Raw genomic sequence first — 19093 nt, 5'->3', positions numbered from 1 at the left:
CCTTACCGCGTTCCCGTCACCGGCGCCGGGTCAGCCGGACGAGGGACAGCCGCCGCCTGTGCGGCCGGCGCGGCGCGGGCGGCGCGGGCTTCTCTGGCCGGCCACGCCCGGGACAGGACGAGGTGGTTGACCGTAATCAGCCAGCACCACCCGAGAAACAGGCCGGCGACGACGTCCGAGGCATAGTGCATTCCCCGGTAGGAGCGGCAGAACGCCACCACCAGCGGAACGATGACGACCAGCGGCGTCGTCACCGCGGCCGACACCATCGGGATCCGCCTCCCGCGGTGACGCGCGACGCCGATCAGAATGCAGGCCAGACCGCCGTACAGGCAGACGGCGGCCGCGGTGTGGCCCGACGGGAAGCTCGCCATCGGGTCCCCCGGATCCAGGCGGGTGACCTGCGGGCGGGGCCGATCGACGAGGCTGTTCGACACCTCGTAGATCGCCGTCTCGCCGGCGGTGAGCAGAATCGCGCCGCCGGGAAGCCACCACTGCCGTGTCCACCACACGGTCACCGCCGCGATCACCGCGGTGGCGACGATCACGACGTAGGTGTCGGACAGGTACGTCCCGGCCCAGGTCAGGTCGACCAGCCAGCCGTCGCGACGCGCGGCGAGCTCGCGGGCCGCCGCCGCGTCGGCGTCGTCGATCCCGGCGAACCCGTCGAGGATCAGCCGCCCGGCGGCAACCAGCACGACGCCGAGCACCGCCGCAACCGTGACCAGCCCGACGGGGATGCGGAGCTTCGAGGTACGTCTCACCGTGGGTCACCCGCGGGACGGGGGCCCGGTGCCGTGCGGCGGACGTCGGCCATGCCGATCAAGGTGCCCCGTCCCGATCCAGGGGAAACGCCCCGACCGCACCGTGATCGACGCAGTCCGGCCGGGGTGCGCATGGCACGCCAGGGCCAGCCGTCGGCCCGCCGACGGCGGGCCGGCACTCACGGATCACATAGCGCAAACCTTGCCAGGAGACATAATGAGGACACACGATCGGAAGGCCGGTGCCGCCCGCGCCCGCGCGGGGGGAGGCAACATCGATGCCGAGCGCGACCGCACAGGCCGGGAACGATCGACCGGTGGACGATCCGGCCCAGCGGCGGCGGGTCCTGCTGACCTGCCTCACCGGGATGTTCGCGACCACCTTCACCGCGACCCTGCTCACCGTCTCGCTGCGGACCGTCGCCGACGACCTGGGCAGCACCGTGGGGGTGGTCTCCTGGGCGGTGACCGGGTCGTTGTTCGCCCTCGCGGTCGCCATGCCGATCCTCGGCAAGGTCGGGGACATCCGCGGCCACCGCCGGACCTTCATCACCGGCACCGCCCTCGCCGTGGTCTTCTCCGCGGCGACCGCGCTCGCCTGGGACGCGACGTCCCTCATCGCCTTCCGGATCATCGCCCAGCTCGCCGGCTCGGCGACGATCCCGGCGTCGTTCGCGATGCTGTTCGCCGTCTTCCCCCCGAACGAGCGGGTGCGCCCGTCCGCCTGGGCCTCGGGAGTGCTCTCGGGGGCGTCCGTCACCGGGCTCGCCATCGGCGGCGTGATCATCGACCTGGTCGGCTGGCGTGCCGTGTTCTCCCTGCAGGCCGTCATCGCGGCGGTGCCGCTGATGGCGGCGATCCGGGTGCTGCCCCCGGACCGGGGGGTGCGCAGGGTTGCCCTCGACCGGGCCGGCGCCGCCGTCCTGGCGCTGGCGGTGTTCGCGGTGACCTTCGGCGTGAACCGGGCGGCGGTCTGGGGCGCGACGCCGCTCGTCATCATTCTCCTGGTCTCGGTGGTCCCCCTGTTCTGGGTGCTCACCGTGATCGAGCGCCGCAGCGCCGAGCCGGTCGTGCCGCTGGAACTGCTGGCCGCTCGGGAGGTCCGGGCCGCCGGCCTCACCTCCTTCATGCTCTCCGCCTCGCACATGGGGAACTTCCTCGTGACGCCGCTGCTCCTGCAGGGCCGCTTCGGCCTGTCGGTGACGCTCACCTCCGTCGTCACGATGTGCCGCACACTGTCGATCGCCCTGGCCGCGCCGTCCGCGAGCTGGCTCGGAACGAGGCTCGGCCCTCGCCTGCTGGCCAGCATCGCGGGAGGCGTGTACGCGCTCGCGCTGCTCCTGCTCGCCTACGGGACGATGGCCGGAGTCCTGTGGGTGGTTATCGTGGGGCTGATCATGAGTGGCCTCGCGTTCGGGCACGCCCAGCCACCACTGATCGTGATCGCCAGCCACGGCGCTTCGGAGAGCAACTTCGGGCTCGTCACCTCACTGCAGCAGACGGCGGGCCAGATCGGCGGTGTCGTCGGCACCAGCCTGCTCTCCGCCCTCGTCGCCGACACACTGGCCCCGGGGCCGTTCGCGGTCAGCTATCTGATCGCCGCCGGGTTCGCCGTGCTCGCCGCCGCCGGGGTGCTGGTGCTCAGCCCACGCTCGACCACCGGTCCGAGGTCGACCACCTTCGGCGCCCTCGGCGGCACCGGTTCGACCACGGGCACCGGAAAGATCATCGGCCCCGCCGAGGGCGCTGTGACCGGTGATGCCGCGCCCAGCACCGGTATCGGCACCGCCATGGTCACCAGTGCGCTCGCCGACACCGCCGAGACCGCCGACGCCGGCCTCGACGCAGACACCGGCTCGGAAGCCGACTCGAAGGCCGGGAGCGGGAGCGGCTCAGCGACGGGCAGCGGACGGAAGGCCCGCGCTCAGGGACTGTGAGCGGCCGCGCCCGCGGGTGCGTCGCTGCCAGGCGGCAGCGACCTCGCCGGGCACAATGACCTGGCATCGAGTTACCGAAGTCCCGAGCGCGATCCATGCTGAACCGGCACGCGAATCCTGCGTGGACCGTGGCGCCAGCGTGCCCGGGAGACCAGCGTACCCGGGAGAAGAGAGCACACGAAGTCGGTGAACCCGGCGCAGGAGAAGGCCATCTCCGGCGGAGCCGGCTGATACCGCATGCCCGAAAGCCGGCCGTGCAGGAGCGCACGGCCGGTGCCAACAACCACAGAAAGCGGGGACGACGTGGGCAACAACGTGGTCGACGGCATCTACCGAATCAGCATCAATGGTGAGCAGCTCCTCACCAACACGGGCAACGGCCCCACCGTCCTCCTGCCCGAGAACGGCCGCGGCCAGGAGTGGGAGATCCAGAACACCGGAAACGGCACGTACACCATTCGCAACGCCTCCTCCCCGGAATTCCTCGGATTCGAGGGTGAGCCGGACACGTTCGAGCCGGTCCGCCCGCGGCCGGAGCCCCGGGAGTGGCGGATCGAGGAGGGCCCCCGGCCCGGCACCTTCAACATCGCCGTCGTGGACAACAACGAGCTCACGCTGGGGCTGCACCCGGCGCTCATCTACCCGCCCCTGATCGCACTGTCGCCGATCTTCCGCGAGGACAGGGGCTGGAACCTCCAGCCCGTCAACTGACCCGGCGGCCCGCCCGGCAGCTCTGATCGCCGCTGGAGGATCCGCGGGCGGAGACCGGGGGTGGGAGGCAGCGCGGACCGCCCTCCCACCCCCGGACAGGCCCGGCGGTACCCGGCGGTACCCGGCAAGGCACCCGGCAGGCACCGTCAGAAGCGCCAGCGGCTCGCCCCGCCGGGCTCGACAGTCCGCAGCGCCGTGGCGGCGGACGAGGTGATCCGGTAGACGTGCCAGGGCGGCGGTCCCGCGGACGGGGCACTGAACTCGGCGGTCAGCGCCCGACCGGACTCGTCCACCCGCGCCGGCCAGCCGTCCGCGCTCCAGTGGGCGGCCATCGCCGGCCGGATCTCCACCTCCGCACGGCGGCCCGAGCCAGCTCGGCACTGCCCGACAACGCCGGGCTCAGCGCGGCCGTGACGGCGAGGGCGGTGTTGTGGATGCCGATCTCGAACCCGGCCGCGACGGCCGCCGGATGATCAGTTGCCGATCACGACCCGGTTGACGTAGTAGTGACTGGCCACTAACTTCGTCGTGTGGCTACGACCGGGGCGAGGCAGACGGCGGAGGAACGGCGCGTGTCGGTGCTCGCGGCAGCCGTGTCCGAGTTCGCCCGGGGCGGGCTGGAGGGCACCTCGACCGAGGCGATCGCCACCGCGGCCGGAATCTCCCAGCCTTATCTGTTCCGGCTGTTCGGCTCGAAGAAGGGCCTGTTCCTGGCAGCCGTCAAGGAGACGTTCGCCCGCACCGTCGCGACCTTCGAGGCCGCGGCGGGCGAGCGGTCCGGCCAGGAGGCGCTGACCGCCATGGCCACGGCCTACAACGACCTGCTGGCCGAACCGAGCTACCTGCTGATGCAGATGCAGGCCTACGCCTCCTGCGGCGATCCGGACATCCGGGTCGTGACACGGCGGGGTTTCCGCGACCTCTGGTATGCGGTCGAGCGTCTCACCGGTCTGGAGGTCGACGTGCTGCGCGCCTTCTTCGCCATGGGAATGCTCTGCAACGTCTCCGCCGCGATGGACCTGCCCGCCCTCGACGAACGCTGGGCCCAGATCATCTGCTCCGACGGCGTGGGCGTCGAGACGAGCAAGCAGGCTCTGGCCAGGGGCTTCATGGGCCCGGCCAGCGCCGACACCGACGACACCGACGACGACGCCGCCGACACCGACACCGACACCGACGACCCCACCGGCGAGCGCACCCAGCACTGACACCGACCACACGGCCGACGCCACCACCGGCAGGATCGACATCGACTGAGCAGTACCAGACCTTCGATGGCCTTTTTGCGACCTTCGAAGGAAGTGGTCAGTCACTACCTTGGAGGGAAGCCGATGACCACCGACCGGAACCGCCTCACCTGGACCTTCGTGATCACCTGTATCGCCGCCTTCATGACCTCCCTGGACAACCTGGTGGTCACGATGGCCCTGCCGTCGATCCGCGAGACCCTCGACGCCAGCCTGGCCGAGCTGGAATGGACAGTGAACGCCTACACCCTGGCCTTCGCTGTCCTGCTGCTGCCCGCCGCGGCGCTGGGCGACCGGCTCGGCCGCCGCCGCGTCTTCGCCGCCGGCCTGGCGATCTTCACCGTGGCCAGCGCCGCCGCCGCGCTGGCACCGACCGTCGGCACCCTCATCGCGGCCCGGGCCGTGCAGGGCGTGGGCGGGGCAATCGTGCTGCCGCTGTCGATGACCCTGCTGTCGGCCGCGGTCCCCGCCGAACGCCGCGGCGCCGCCCTGGGCATCTGGGGCGCCGTCTCCGGTCTGGCCATCGCGCTCGGGCCGCTGGTCGGCGGGGCCATCACCCAGGGTGCCGCCTGGCAGTGGATCTTCTGGCTGAACGTCCCGCTGGGCGTGGCCGCGATCCCGCTGGCCTTCACCCGCCTCACCGAGAGCCGGGAGGCGTCCAGCCGGCTGGACGTCACCGGCACCGCCCTGGTCAGCCTGGGCCTGTTCGGAATCGTCCTCGGCGTGGTCCGAGGCCAGGAGCACGGCTGGACGAGCCCCGCGGTGCTCAGCACGCTGATCGCCGGCGCGGCCGGACTCGTCGCGTTCGTCGGCTGGGAGCTGCGGTCCGAGCGGCGCGGCGGCGCTCCGATGCTGCCGATGAGCCTGTTCCGCCGGCGCGGGTTCGCCGCGGTCAACGCGGTCGCGGCCCTCTTCTCCTTCGGCATGTTCGGCTCGATCTTCCTGATCTCCCAGTACCTGCAGAACGTCATGGGCTACTCGCCGCTGGACGCCGGCCTGCGCACCCTGCCCTGGACGGTGATGCCGCTGCTCATCGCCCCGATCGCCGGCCCCCTGTCCGACCGGATCGGCGGACGTCCGCTGATGGTCACCGGCCTGGCCCTGATGACCGGTGGCCTGCTCTGGCTCCGCGCCGACCTGGCCCCCGACACCTCGTTCCTGACCCTCGTGCCCGCCTTCGTCGTCTCCGGCATCGGCATGGCCCTGTTCTTCGTCCCGGTCGCCAACGTGGTCATGGGCTCGGTCGCGACCGAGCACGAGGGCCTGGCCTCCGGCGTCAACAACGCCGTCCGTGAGGTCGGCGGGGTCTTCGGCATCGCCGTTCTCGCCTCGGTGTTCGCCACCGCCGGCGGTTACGCCACCGCCGCCGACTTCACCGACGGCATCCGCGTCGCCCTGCTCGTCGGCGCGGCCGCGACCGGCGCCGGAACGCTCGGCTCCCTGCTCGTCCCCCGCCACCGGACGTCCACCGCCGCCGACACCGAGGGCGGCGTCGAGGTCGTGGGCGGCCCGACCCTCCGCCTCGACTACGAGCCCGCGAAGTCCTGACAGCTCGATCGGTCCAGGCGACACGATCGGTCCATGCGACACGCCCCGCGGACTGCAGATCCATCTCGTGGAACGCCAGCACACCGCCCGCCCTGGCGCGGATCCGGGACGTCGGAGTGGCTGCGCGCGCTGCGCCGGACGGATCCGGGCACCTACCGGTCGGTCAACACGGCGATCGACATGCTCGCGGAGGGCGGGCCCGGACTCGGGCGTCCGCTCGTCGACACCCTGCGAGGATCGGCGGTCAGCAACCTCGCAGTCCCGTTGGCAGAGGTCGCGTACGACGGCTGGTTGGCCTCCGAGAGGAAACGGCGGGAAGAAGCATGACCGAGTTCCACGACTGGGACGACATCCGCGCCGAACTGCACGACGGGGATGACGAGGCGCTCGCCGCCGAGCGGGCGCGCATCGAGGCATGGGCCAGCGCGTTCCACCTCGCCGAGGAGCGGAAGCGGCTGGGTCTGACCCAGCGCCGGGTCGCCGAGCTGATGGGCGTCTCCCCGGGCAGGGTGAGCCAGATCGAGAACGGCGATCTCGATGTGAACGAGGTCGCGACACTGAGCCGGTACGCCAGAGCCCTGGGTGCCCGCATGCGCATCATCTTCGACTACGGGAACGACCTCCGCCAGATCGCATGATCCCTCAGGGTCTCGGTAGGCCGCCCTCGACGCTCCCGGCGAGCGGGACCATCGCCGCGGCCGCGGCCGGTACCGCGCCTTCCGCTCCGGTGGTCACGCGTCACGACTGCGGAGTGCATGCCAGCCACCGAAGACCGCAGCCGCCGCCCAGACAGCCATGATCAGTGGGCCCAGCCACGGGTTGTAGGAGACGTCGGGGTCCGGCTGGACGTTCATGACCGCGTACAGCCCGGCCCGGTCAGGCAGGAACTGGGTGACGTTCCACAGACCGGGAACCTCCATGCTCAACGGGGACAGCAGGAACAGGAAAGGCAGGAAAAGGCCCAACGTCGCGGCCAGGGAACGGGTCATCGCGGCGAGGCCCATACACAGGAGGGTCAGCAGCGGAAAGTAAAGGATCAACGAGATCACGCCGCGCACAGCTCCGGGATCGCCGAGGGAGACACCGTTTCCGCCCAGTAGGCCCTGGGTCAGGAAAAAGGTCAGCGGTGCGGCCGGGAGGGCGATGGCCAGTGACAGGCCCGCGGCGGCCAGGAGCTTGGCCAGATAGAAGCGGGTCCGCTGGGGAACGGCGGTGAGCGAGGTGGTGATGGTGCCCTTCTCGTATTCGCCCCCGAGGGACAGCATGGCGAAGACGGCCAGCGCGATCTGGGCGAAGTTCAGGCTCCAGAAACCCACCGCCAGCGGATCGTAGTCCGCCTGGGTGGCCTCCGCGTCGCCGTAGGCCCCACACGCGAGGGCACCGATGCCGACGAGCATGACGGCGGCCAGTGCCAGCGACCAGACGAGGGAACGGAGGGATCGGATCTTGGTCAGTTCCGAGTACAGCACCGGCTTCACGAGCATGTCAGAGCGTGCTCCCGTCCGGCGGTGGCGGTGAACTCGGTGGAGTGAGCAGTCAGGCGCAGGAACGCCTCCTCCAGGGAGTCGCTGTGCAGCGCAAGCTCCTGAAGCGGCACGCCCTCGCGGGCGGCGACCGCGCCGATCTGGTCCGGCTGGGCGCCGGGTACCTCCCACATCCCGCCAGGCCTCGGTGCCAGGGCGAGCCCCACGGCGGCCAGGGCCCTGCCCAGCCGTTCGGGCCTGGTCGTGCGCAGCCGTACCCGGCCGCGGCCGTACCGGGCGCCGAACTCGGTCATGCTGACGTCGGCCAGCAGACGGCCCCTGCCGATGATGATCAGATGGTCGGCGGTCACCGCCATCTCGTTCATCAGATGGCTGGAGACCAGGACTCCCCGTCCGTCCTCGGCGAGCTCCCTGAGCAGGCTCCTGACCCACTGGATGCCCTCGGGGTCGAGGCCGTTGAGCGGCTCGTCCAGGATGACCACCCGAGGATCACCGAGCAGCGCGGCCGCGAGCCCGAGCCGCTGGCGCATGCCCAGGGAGAAGCCGCCGATCCGGCGTCTGGCCGCAGCGGCCAGGCCCACCCGGTCGAGTGTCTCGTCCACCCGTGTGTCCGGGATCCTGTTGCTCCTGGCCAGGACCAGCAACTGGTCCCGGGCCCGCCGCCCTGGATGCACCGCGGACGGATCGAGGAGCGCACCGACGTGCCGCAACGGCTCCCGGATCTGCGCGTACGGCCGGCCGCCGATGAGCACCTCGCCACCCGTCGGCCGGTCGAGGCCGAGCATCATCCGCATGGTGGTCGACTTGCCCGCCCCGTTGGGCCCGAGGAAGCCGGTCACGCGGCCCGGTTCGACCTGAAAGCTGAGCCGGTCCACAGCGACATGCGGCCCGAAGCGTCTGGTGAGACCCCGAACCTCGACGCACACCCGAGACGGTCGTTCCTCCTTGGATGTCATGGTCGTAGTAGGCGCCATGGCATGCTGCGAGCGGATCCCCCGGCGGTCTCACCTTCTCTCCCTCCCCTGGGGGAGGTGCTCCGGGGAGGGCGTGGGCATCATGGAGCAGTGCCGATCTCTGTCGCTGCGCTGCTCCGGCCCGCTGTGTACACGCGCTGGCTGCACCTGGCCATGGGCGGTGTCTTCGCCGGCAGTTGTGTCATGGTGGTGCCCGGTTTCGACGAATCCCTGCCACGTACCCTGCTTTTCTGCCTGATCTCCCCGTTGCCGTTGCTGGCGCTCGCCGCGATCGTGCCCGGGACCCGGCACGCGGAGGGTGCCCAGGCGCGATGGCTCCTGAAACCGCGGGACGGCGCCGAGATAAGCGTCGCGCCCTCGCGTTCGCTGGACGACCGGTGGCGGACCTGGCTTTGGCTGGTTTTCCGTGTCTGGCTCGGCGTTGCCGTCCTGGCGCTGACAGCCAACGGCTTGACCCTCGCCCTCCAGTTCGGTTTCGCTCCTTTCCGGCAGGGATCGCTGCAGGCCGCCGGGGTTCGCATGCTGGACAGCGATCGCCTTTTCCTGGGCCCGTTCCTGGCACCGCCTCTGGTTCTTGCGCTGATGGGGACGATCATCGCGGCCGGCGGGCTTCAGGCGCGAGCGGCCCGGGCCCTCCTCGGCCCGTCTCCGGCCGAGCGGCTGGCGGAGGTCGAGCACCGGGCTGAGCAGCTTCTGGAGCGCAACCGACTCGCCGCGGAGCTGCACGACTCCGTCGGCCACGCCCTCACCCTGACCATCCTGCAGGCCGGCGCGGCGAAGCAGCTCGCGAGCACCGATCCCGCTTTCGTCCACCGTGCGCTGACAGTCATCGAGGAGACCGGCCGGCGCGCCATGGACGATCTGGAACGGACCGTGGGGCTCCTCCGCGACGCCCCGGCAGGACCGCGGGCCCGCCCCACGCTGGCCGAGCTCGATACCTTGCTGGACGGCGCACGGGCCGCGGGAACCCCGATCCTCGCCGACGTCAGTCCACGGATCGACAGCATCCCCGGGGTCGTGTCGCGGGAGGCCTACCGGATCCTGCAGGAGGCGGTGACCAACGCACTGCGGCATGTGCCGGGCGCCCCGGTTGCGATCGACATCGTTGTGGACGGCTCCTGTCTGGAACTACGCGTCGTCAACCCGCTGCCCGCGAGGTCCACCGGCCCACCGCGCCAGGACGGCAAAGGACTGCGAGGAGCGAAGGAACGTGCCGTCCTCCTGGGTGGCGAGTTCAGCGCGACATCCCGGGACGAACACTGGATCGTCGAAACACGACTACCCCTCGACATGGGGTCCGGTCTTCAGGCAACGCGTGGCGGCCTGGCCAGTTTCAGTCGCGGCGACAGCGTCATGGCGGCGGACGGCGGGCCGTGACAGCGAACGGCCACCGGGAAGACCCTGGGCATGCGTGCGACAGCCCGAAACCGCATTGCGCTCAGGATGGCCCGCCGCAGGTCTCGATCCTCCTCATCGACGATGAAGAACTGGTGCGGGTAGGGCTGCGGGTCATCCTGGAGTCAGGCGGCGACATCGTCGTCGTCGGCGAGGCCTCCGACGGCGCACAGGTCGTACCGCTGATTCGGGAGAAGAACCCGGACGTCGTCCTCATGGACATCCGCATGCCGCGGGTGGACGGGTTGGCAGCCATCCGAAAGATCGTCGCAGACGTCGCCCAGCCACCGAAGATTCTTGTGCTCACCACCTTCGAGCTGGACGACTACGTCTACGAGGCCCTTCGCGGCGGGGCCAGCGGATTCCTCCTCAAACGCGCCCCGGCGCAGGAGATCGTCCAGGCCGTCCACACGATCGCCCGCGGTGAAAGCCTGCTCTTTCCCGAAGCGATCCGACACATGGCAGGCAGGCGGCCGAACCGAGAGGCCAACGAGGCGATGCGGCGGGCCGCACTCACCGACCGGGAGACCGACGTCCTTCGCCTGATCAGCGAAGGCCTGTCCAACAACGAGATCGCCAGCAGGCTGTACCTCGGTACCCAGACCGTCAAGACCCACGTGAGCAGCGTGCTCGCCAAGCTCGGTGCACGTGACCGCACCCAGGCGGTCATCGTCGCCTACGAGTCCGGCTTCGTGGATGCTGACAGGCGCTGATGTGCTGCACCCAAACGGCCGGGGGCGGGGCGGAAGATCAGGAACGTGCCGGTTGCGTAACCTGCCCGCAATCAAAGTGCGTAGTTCTCGCTTCGATGGCCACCGCTTCGCGGTAGGCTCCGATCGTCGGTCTCGGGTCCAAGATACCGACTTCAACGGTTTGCTCCGGGGCAACATGATGTGCCGTGAGCGAAGTGTGATCCCGATGCCCACAAGGGGGGGAACCTGAGCATCGAGATATCCGGACAGTAGGCGGCGACAACCGGCGCTGACCAAAGCTGTCCCTGGCTATCCCAGATCCGGGCTGCCAGGAATCGAAGCGTACACGCGACCCGCGGTGGACACCACGACCACCCGCGCCGGTATTTCACGACCGTCACGCCATCTCGCCGGAGCGGTCGTTCTTCTGCGCCCGCACCAGACCACGGAGCTCGAATTCCCGACTGTTCGGCTCCGCTGCCGCTGTTGGTGAAGAGTCAACCGCCGCCCGTTTTTCGGTTACGCAGGCCGTGGCGTGGACCGGCTATTCAGCATGGCCAGTTTCGGGTGAAAGGATCAGCACGTGGCCAGTTCGGACCTGACCAAGATCTACAGTGACCGGAACTATGTCCACACCACGCTGGCGCGGCATCAGGGAGTGCTGCTGGGCTTCGCGATGGACCGCGACCGGCGGATCCACTACACGGTACTGAACCCGGCACCGGGCGCGGGCAACGGTCTCGACACGGCGGCGTGGAGCGCGAACCCGCTTCCGCTGCCGTTCCCCACGGAGATCGCGGAGGTGGGACGCGCGATCGCCGGTACCACCTCGCTGCCGAAGGTGAGGCGCGGCGGGGTCGAGGCCGGCGCGACCGAGACGCTCAGGCCGGACGAGATCGACCCGTTCCTGTCGACGACCGCGCGCCTGTCCGCCAAGGCCGCGTTCCAGGTGGTCTCGGACAGCTCGTACGTGCTGGTGTTCCGCCAGGCCATCGCCGCCACCGACCCGCAGGCCCTCTACAAGGTCGCCGACGGTTCGGCGTCCGCAGCCCCCGGCCGCGCGTATGTGAAGGACACCGCGGGCGAGCGGGTCGCCATCGTGGACTCGACCCTGCTGTGCGACCGGTTCCTGCTGGTCGGCACCGAGCTGAAGCCGGTCACCCAGGTGCGCTACCGGCGCAGCCGCCACGCCACCCGCCCGGAGTCGGCGAAGGACTCGCCGGGCACCACCGACATGGACAACCGCCCGTTCCTCGAGCCGACGCACGAGCTGACCTTCGTCGGCGGGCTGGTCGACGGCGCCTTCACGGTCCTGCTGCTCCCCACCCAGGTCCACGACACCCGCCGCTGGCAGATCTTCGCCCGCAACGCGCACACCGACCGCGTCGACAGCCTCAACATCGAACAGGCGCCTGACGGGCTGTTCAACACCCGCGGCACCCGCTACTACACCAGTCCCGACCCCGCCTACACCCATGACGTGCTCGAGCGCGAACCGGGCGTCTGCCCGTTCACGAAGGAAGCCCTGGTCCCCGTGCACTCCACCGGCTTCGGGGAGACCGCGGTGCGCTTCGACGGCACGGACGCCCACGCGAGCGTGCTCGCCGCGGACGATCTCGGTCTGGACGGCGACGCGTTCACCCTGGAGGCGTGGATCAGGCCGACCGCGTACGGCGGCTGCGTCCTGTCCCAGCTGGATGGCGGCTGCGGGCCATTCGACCTCGGTCTCGACAACGCCGGAGGACTGACCCTGCGGCGCGGCTCGGCGACGGACACCGTCACCGCGACGCCGTCCGTCGCCCTGGACACCTACACCCATGTCGCGGTGATCGTCAGCGGTGACGATGTCACGCTCTACCGCGACGGGATCCCGGCCGCCGCGGGCACGCTCGCGGGCTCGGCGTCGACCGGGCCGCTGCTGATCGGCGCGCGGGACGTCGCCGGCACACCCGGGGACTTCTTCACCGGTGACATCGACGAGATCCGGGTCTGGGACCGGGCCCGCGCCGCGGGCGAGATCGCCGAGGACGCCCGCCACCGCCTCATCGGCAACGAACCCGGCCTGGTCGCCTACTACCGCTGCGACGAGGGCGCCGGCACGACCCTGCACGACCAGACCGACAACCCCCGGAACGGCGATCTCAAGGGCTCCGCCGCCTGGGTGACGTCCGAAGCGCCGGTCGGTGACCATCCCGGTGTCCGCCGCGACAGCTTCGCCTTCACCGGCCGGACTCCCGTCGCGGGCCTCGCCGCGAGCCTCTACTTCCAGCAGGAGGACACCGCCCTGCCAGGCAGCGGGCAGCGGGCTCCGGCGAAGCGACAGGCCCGGGTTCTGCTCGCCGCCCCCACCACCGGGCCGGCCCCCGACGGCACCACCACAGGCCGCGCCTACCTGGCTGCCCTCGACTTCGCGGTGGGCCGCGACGGCCGCCTCGCCCAGGTGCCCGACCAGCTCACACTGCCGGTCGTCGGCAAGCCCGACCCCACCGCGGATGTCAGCAAGGTCTCCGAGCTGGAGGAGGTGATCGAGGAGCTGCTCGACGCGATCGCGAAGGACCGGGAGTTCGTCCGGACGGCCGCCACCGAGACCCAGCGGATACCTGCCGTGGAGACGGACCGGAAGGCGGCCGAGGCCGAGGTCGCCCGGCTGGCGGCGCGCGGGACCAGACCCATGCCCCCCGACTGCTATGTCATCCAGAGCCTGAACAGCAGCTTCCTGAAGGTGATGCTGGACTCGATGCGGGTCGGTGCGCGAGATGTCCGGCTCATTTCGGCCAGCAGTGTGTCGACGGGCAGGCACGGGGCGGTCTGGCAGCTCGTCAGGACCGGCCGGAAGAGTGCCGACGGGCGGGACGTCCACCTCATCTACAACGTTGAGCGTGGCTGGCCGCTGCGGGTGACGGACTCCGTCCTCGCGCCGCGCGACAAGGTCGGGGACCCCGCCGCCGCGGACCTGGTCGAACCGAGCATCCACTACACGCCGGGCTCGCCCGCCACCCCGTACGAGGAGTTCGTGCTGGAGTTCCTGCCGGGCAGCTCCACCGACTTCTCGCTCGTCTCGCTGTGGAACGGCAACCGGGTCGCCCTGATCAAGATCCATCTTCCCGATTACCGGGAGTATCAGGGTGTCTATCGAACCGTCCGGCCGGGTGAGGCGGTCGCCGAGGGCTCGACGGTCTTCCGGCTGCATTACGTGAGTGCCGTCACGGAGAGCGAGCGCGCACGCAGGGAAAGTGCGCAGCAGGCCGAGCAGGCCGAGTTGGACAGCGCGCGGCGCAGGCTCGACGACCTCGCGAAGGAGCTCGCCCGGCTCCACGACATCCAGCCGCAGCTCGCGGCGAAGCGGGCCGAACTCGCCGCCGCCGAGGCCAGGCTGAGCGACACCAGGAACGAGCTGGCGCGGCTCACCGGGGGCCTGCGGGGCAGCGACGACGTGACGCTGCCCATGCGTCATCTCCACACCGACCGAACCGGGCTCAGCGTTGCCGGCGGGCTGCTGGCGTTCGCGTGGTCGGCGCACACCCCGTTCCTGTTCGACAGCGCCACCGGCGACCTGACCCTGTACTTCCGCGGTGGCGACGGGCAGTTCTTCGCCACCTACTACGACACCGACGTGCTGCGCTCCGTCAAGCAGCTCGCGGCCGGCACCAGCCTGATCCAGTTCCGCGGCCGCGACCCGCTCACCGACCTCGACGACGTCAAGATCACGATCAGTGACCACGGCCAGGTGCCGACCCGCTGCACAGTGGAGATCAGACGGGGGTCCCACACCGAGACGTTCAAGGCCGTGCCCCGCGCCTTCAAGGACTTCGCGACTGTCCTCAACGGCACGTCCAAGGCGGCGTCCAGCCAGGTCGGGAAGGTCTCCGCGGCCACGGGCAAGGTGATCACGCTCGCCGAGGAGACGCCCAGGACCGTTCCGGCCGGCGCCTGCCTGACCGTCGGCTCGGCCGTCTTCCTGACCGACACCGAGACACCGTCGGGATCGGCGACGCTGACGCTCACGTCGCCCGCGGAGAACCTGGTCACCGTCGACGAGGAGGTGAACGAGGTGTTGTACGACTACAGCCTCGCCTCCGCGACCCGGCCCGGCGTCTCCGTCACGAAAGGCTCGCAGATCGTCCAGACGGTGACGGACGGAACCGACGGCGAGGTCGGCAATGGCACTGCCACCGACCTCCAGAAGGGTCACGGCTGTCGGTGGCGGGGCGAGTCACCTGGCCGGGCGCTGGGTTTCGCCGCCCGCGACAGTCAGTACCTGTCGCTCGACAGCACGAGACTCGGCGACGCCGCGGCCCCGGGTGACATCACGGTCGAGGCGTGGGTGAACCCCGACGAGGCGCCCGCCAACAGCCGTCTGATCACCGCCAGCATCCCCGCGTCCGCGGCCGCGACCGCGACCGCGTCCGCCGGTGACACCAGGTTCACGCTGGGCCTTGAGCCGGCCCCACGCTCGGACGCACTGGCCTTCGGTGGCAACGCCCTCGCGAACCTGTCCAGCGTCGACCTCGGGGCCACCGACTTCACCATCGAGTTCTGGGCGAAGCGGCAGGAGACGGGCGTCCGCGTCGACCCGGTGATGGTGCAGCTGACCTCCACCCGCCGCGACATGATGGTCATCGGATGGCTTGGGGACGCACGGTTCTCGTTCGCGTTCGGCGCCGACGCGCTGACCACCGCGTCCGCCTACCCGGACCTGAGCTGGCATCACTGGGCCGTCACCTACGACCGGGCCACCGCGGAGCGCAACATCTACCGTGACGGGTTCCTCGTCGCCAGCGGCCGTGCCTCCACCCCGGATCTGGAGCCCGGCTTTCTCCTCCTCGGCTATGCGGTGCATCTGCAGACGTACAGCAGGATCGGTGTGGACGAGGTGCGGATCTGGAACCGCGTCCGCTCCCAGGACGAGGTGATGCTGGACCGGCGGCGGCGGCTCTCCGGTCGCGAGCCCTGGCTGCTGCGTTACTGGAAGTACACGGAAGGTGCCTTGCCGGAACTCACCAGGAAGGGATCGAACGGGTCCCTCAGTGGCCAGGTCCCGGCGACCGAGTCACCGATCAGCGAGTTCCGGTTCTTCGCCGGGTTCGGCGACCGCCTCGTGCGGACGCAGGGAGTACTGCCCTGCGGCGAGTGGAACCATCTCGCCGCCTCGTTCGAACAGTCGTGGGCGGTGCACACGGCGGGTCGAGGCCATCTCGACGCGGGCACCGACAACGGCCTCAACCTCACCGGTGACCTCACCATCGAGATGTTCCTCCGGCTCGACTCGCTCACCGACGTCCAAGGCCTGATCTCCCGCGGCACGCCTGGCGACGGCGCGGGCGGAGCCGTGCCCTACCACCTGGTGGTCCTGCCCCAGGGAACGCTCGTCCTCAGCTTCGAGACCGCCGACGGGACCCGGAAGAGCATCGCGTCGAACGCCGCGATCAAGGCGGGCACCTTCCACCGGATCGCCGTCTCCCGTCGACTCGTCAACGGAACAGAGCAGCGGAACGAGACCCGCACGGTCGGCGGGACGACGGTCAACGTCGTCAACTCCGTTCCGACCGCCGGTTACTACGAGATCGTGTTCTACGTCGACGGCAGTCAGGTCGGCAGATCTCGCGCCGACACGGTGGAAGTCGGCGGCAACGCGGCCCCCGTCGAGATCGGGCGGGTACGCGACGGTTCGCTGACCTACCCGATGCGGGGCACGCTCGCGGAGGTACGGCTGTGGAACGTGGCCCGCGATCCGGCGAGGATGTGCGGACCGGTCACGGCGTCGGACCGCGGCCTGGTCGCCCACTGGCGGTTCGCGGAGAACGCCGGAACGGTCACCACAGATGCCGGCGGGTTGTACCGGGCGCAGCTGCACGACATGACCTGGGTCACGAGCCCCGACCCCGACGGCGCCCGTCTGACCGTCTACCGCAACGGCACGGCGCTCAAGACCGACACCGTGTCCCAGACCGACGCGCTGCGCACGGACGGCTATGGCGAGCGGCAGCTCACCGTCGGCGGGCGGATGGTCGGGGGAGCGCTCCGGAACGCCTTCGACGGGACGCTGGAGGAGCTGCGGATCTGGCGGACCGCGCGCACCCGGGAACAGATCCTGGACAACATGTTCGGCCGGCTGAAGGGCGAGCGGGAGAGCCTCGTCGCCTGCTACTCCTTCGACGCGGACTCCACCGTGGCGACGGCGACCGAGGTCCGCGACAGCGGCCTGCGTGGCTGCCACCTCACGTTGCCCACGGGCGGCCCGCGGCCGACCTCGGTGCTCTCGACCGCCCCGGTGTCCACGGACACCGCCCAGGTCCGCTCGGCCCTCACGGGTGTGCGCAACCAGTTCCACGAGCACATCGACGGGCCGCCCGCCGTCGCCGAGTACGCCGACACCCAGGTCGACGCGCGCGGGCTGATCAGCGGGGTGATGAAACGCTGCTACAGCTACCCGCGCGACGGACGCTGGCATCTGGTCACCGGTTACAAGGTCGGGAACCTGTACAGCGAGTGGGTGAGCCAGGCGCAGTTCGACCCGCAGATCGTCGGCTACGTCGAGGGTGCCCCGCCGATCCCCTCGGAGAACCTGACAAGCACCAGCGGTGTCTTCGGCTCCGGAACCTTCGACGACGCCACCAAGGTCGAGGTCGCGCGGGCCGAAGAGGTCGTCCACACGCAGTCCTCCAGCACCGAGCGGAGCCGCAACCTGGGTTTCGGCCTCTCCCGCAGTCTCGGTGTCGAGGGTGAGATCGAGAACATTCTGGCTCCCCTCGGCCTGGGTGTGTCCATTCCCGTCCAGCTCTCCGCGACGCTCAACCGTGAGAGTCAGTACGAGTTCGGGAACGCGTCGACCAACGAGAGCTCGGTCGAGAAGGGTGAGAAGGTCGGCCGCGACACGACGGTCGGACTGCGCGGCGGGTGGGAGGACCCCGACAGGCTTCTGAACACGACGATCGGGCGCCGCTGGATGCCGTCGAACGTCGGGTTCGCCCTGGTCCGATCGTCCACGGCTGACATCTACGCGCTACGCCTCACGCACAACAAGGCACTCGTCGCCTACCACATGATGCCGAGCCCGGACGTGCCCGAGGACTGGAACCTCATCCAGTTCCCGATCAACCCGCGCTACACGAAGCAGGGCACCCTGGACGGCACGGTCGGGTTCAGCGACAAGGGGAAGGTCCTCGACCCGGACTACCCCCAGGCCGCAGGACGCGGCGAGTACAGCTACTTCAAGCCCGACGAGGCCTACGCGCTGAAACGCCGTATCGAACACAACCGGCAGCGCCTTCGGAGCTACTATCAGTCGCTGTCGACGCAGCCGCCGGACATCCTGCGCTCCTTCGGGGAAGGGCTCGGCGCCACGATGAAGCAGTTCGGCATCGAGGCGGGCCTGACGCTGGGTGCCGCCGCGATCCCGTTCGTCGGCCCCTTCCTCGGCATCGCCGCCGGGGCCGGCGCAGGGGTGCTGAGCGTCCTCAACCCGCACCTGGACGACATCACGCTCCCCGATGACACCCGCCTGGTGGACGGGTTCTCACGGCGCGACCTGGTCAACACCTACATCTGGAGCGCCGACGGCGGGTTCCTGACCGAGACCACCGAGACCACCGACGCCGTCAGCGAGACGACCAGCGGAACATTCACGGCCACCCGGACCGAGAAGATCGGCCTGGAGGTCGGCGCGGAAGTAATCATCTCCGCGGACCTGGGGCTGAACCTGACCGGCAGCATGGGCTACACCTCCACCCGGACGGCGACGAAGACGTCGACGAAGACCTTCTCGTTGAACGTCACCTACGGCTACAACGCCGCCCTCTGGAAGGTCACCAAGGACGGCAACCGGGTGACCGACGCGACGGGAGCCGGAAAGAGGCAGGAAGGCAAGGTCGACGCCTACCGGTTCATGACCTTCTACCTCGACTCCGACAGCGCGAACTTCGAGGACTTCTACGGCAAGGTCGTGGACCCGACCTGGATCAGGGAGAGCACCGACCCGAACGCCGTCGCGCTGCGGCAGGCTCGCCAGTCCACCAAGAAGCCGCCGTGCTGGCGGGTCATGCATCGCGTCACCTACGTCAGCCGGGTACTGCCCGCCGTCCCGCCCGCGTCCGCGCCCCCGCTGGAGAAGGCGATGCGCAAGGCGGACTTCGCCAGCGACGCCGAGCTGATCGCACGCCTGACCCCCTACGTGCGGGACGCCACCGCCGACTGGGACGAGCTGCAGGCCGCCACCGCCGAGGCCGTCCGGCTCCATCTGCCCGAACTCGTTCCCCACACGAAGGCGATCACGGAGCTGTTCGCCCGTTACTTCGGGGTATCGGACGACTCGTGACCGACGACCCGGCGGGCGGCCTCGGGG

The 19093-nt window shown here is 70.2% G+C and carries 12 protein-coding genes; 8 read left to right on the top strand and 4 right to left on the bottom strand.

Annotation, left to right across the window (positions count from 1 at the left end; genetic code table 11):
* Positions 1-2: 2 nt before the first annotated feature.
* Positions 3-764 (bottom strand): phosphatase PAP2 family protein, encoded by a 762-nt coding sequence (locus tag B207_RS0106670; protein WP_018635750.1) that lies wholly within the window; start codon positions 762-764, stop codon positions 3-5.
* Positions 765-1042: 278 nt separating this feature from the next.
* On the opposite strand from B207_RS0106670, the gene B207_RS0106665 reads away from it, so the two are divergent.
* Together B207_RS0106665 and B207_RS0106660 are read left to right on the top strand one after the other, a co-directional pair.
* On the top strand, positions 1043-2701 hold the full coding sequence (locus tag B207_RS0106665) for an MFS transporter (RefSeq protein ID WP_051102435.1): 1659 nt from the start codon (positions 1043-1045) through the stop codon (positions 2699-2701).
* Positions 2702-2974: 273 nt separating this feature from the next.
* Positions 2975-3412, top strand: a complete 438-nt coding sequence (locus B207_RS0106660; RefSeq protein ID WP_230204875.1) for an RICIN domain-containing protein — start codon at positions 2975-2977, stop codon at positions 3410-3412.
* 146 nt (positions 3413-3558) lie between these two features.
* Here B207_RS0106660 and B207_RS0106655 read toward each other — a convergent pair whose 3' ends face one another.
* The gene (locus B207_RS0106655) at positions 3559-3762 is read right to left on the bottom strand and encodes a hypothetical protein (protein WP_018635747.1); all 204 of its coding nucleotides are present in this window, start codon (positions 3760-3762) and stop codon (positions 3559-3561) included.
* A gap of 222 nt (positions 3763-3984) precedes the next feature.
* On the opposite strand from B207_RS0106655, the gene B207_RS0106650 reads away from it, so the two are divergent.
* The 3 genes from B207_RS0106650 (at position 3985) to B207_RS0106640 (ending at position 6845) form a co-directional block, all read left to right on the top strand.
* Positions 3985-4620, top strand: coding sequence for a TetR/AcrR family transcriptional regulator (locus tag B207_RS0106650; RefSeq protein ID WP_018635746.1), 636 nt, complete (start codon positions 3985-3987; stop codon positions 4618-4620).
* Between the two features lie 123 nt (positions 4621-4743).
* Positions 4744-6207 carry a DHA2 family efflux MFS transporter permease subunit gene (locus B207_RS0106645; protein ID WP_018635745.1) on the top strand — a complete coding sequence of 488 codons (1464 nt, stop codon included), beginning with the start codon at positions 4744-4746 and terminating at the stop codon, positions 6205-6207.
* Between the two features lie 323 nt (positions 6208-6530).
* A complete protein-coding gene (locus B207_RS0106640; RefSeq protein WP_018635744.1) occupies positions 6531-6845 on the top strand; it encodes a transcriptional regulator in 315 nt (104 codons plus the stop codon).
* Positions 6846-6938: 93 nt separating this feature from the next.
* Here the strand turns inward: B207_RS0106640 and B207_RS0106635 are convergent, their stop codons facing one another.
* The gene (locus tag B207_RS0106635) at positions 6939-7691 is read right to left on the bottom strand and encodes an ABC transporter permease (protein ID WP_018635743.1); all 753 of its coding nucleotides are present in this window, start codon (positions 7689-7691) and stop codon (positions 6939-6941) included.
* Complete coding sequence (locus B207_RS0106630) at positions 7682-8647, bottom strand: ABC transporter ATP-binding protein (RefSeq protein ID WP_026310762.1); 966 nt, start codon at positions 8645-8647, stop codon at positions 7682-7684. The genes B207_RS0106635 and B207_RS0106630 overlap by 10 nt, the downstream gene beginning before the upstream one ends.
* Positions 8648-8755: 108 nt before the next feature.
* Between B207_RS0106630 and B207_RS0106625 the strand changes: the two genes are divergently transcribed.
* From B207_RS0106625 to B207_RS0106615, 3 genes are all read left to right on the top strand, one after another.
* The gene (locus B207_RS0106625; protein WP_018635741.1) at positions 8756-10042 is read left to right on the top strand and encodes a sensor histidine kinase; all 1287 of its coding nucleotides are present in this window, start codon (positions 8756-8758) and stop codon (positions 10040-10042) included.
* Positions 10043-10128: 86 nt separating this feature from the next.
* Positions 10129-10773 (top strand): response regulator, encoded by a 645-nt coding sequence (locus B207_RS0106620; protein WP_026310761.1) that lies wholly within the window; start codon positions 10129-10131, stop codon positions 10771-10773.
* Positions 10774-11335: 562 nt separating this feature from the next.
* Positions 11336-19066: a LamG-like jellyroll fold domain-containing protein gene (locus B207_RS0106615; RefSeq protein ID WP_018635739.1), complete on the top strand. Its 7731-nt coding sequence runs from the start codon at positions 11336-11338 to the stop codon at positions 19064-19066.
* Positions 19067-19093 lie beyond the last annotated feature (27 nt).

This window comes from Parafrankia elaeagni (genome assembly GCF_000374165.1).
GTDB lineage: Bacteria > Actinomycetota > Actinomycetes > Frankiales > Frankiaceae > Parafrankia > Parafrankia elaeagni.
The sequence above is the reverse complement of the archived record's forward strand: the minus strand, read 5'-3'. Positions and strand labels throughout refer to the sequence as shown.

What these genes read in the sequence shown, in the direction of transcription:
- B207_RS0106665 (WP_051102435.1), top strand. Translation starts at nt 1,043, where the DNA reads ATGCCGAGCGCGACCGCACAGGCCGGGAACGATCGACCGGTGGACGAT.
- B207_RS0106645 (WP_018635745.1), top strand. Translation starts at nt 4,744, where the DNA reads ATGACCACCGACCGGAACCGCCTCACCTGGACCTTCGTGATCACCTGT.
- B207_RS0106640 (WP_018635744.1), top strand. Translation starts at nt 6,531, where the DNA reads ATGACCGAGTTCCACGACTGGGACGACATCCGCGCCGAACTGCACGAC.
- B207_RS0106635 (WP_018635743.1), bottom strand. Translation starts at nt 7,691, where the DNA reads ATGCTCGTGAAGCCGGTGCTGTACTCGGAACTGACCAAGATCCGATCC.
- B207_RS0106630 (WP_026310762.1), bottom strand. Translation starts at nt 8,647, where the DNA reads ATGACATCCAAGGAGGAACGACCGTCTCGGGTGTGCGTCGAGGTTCGG.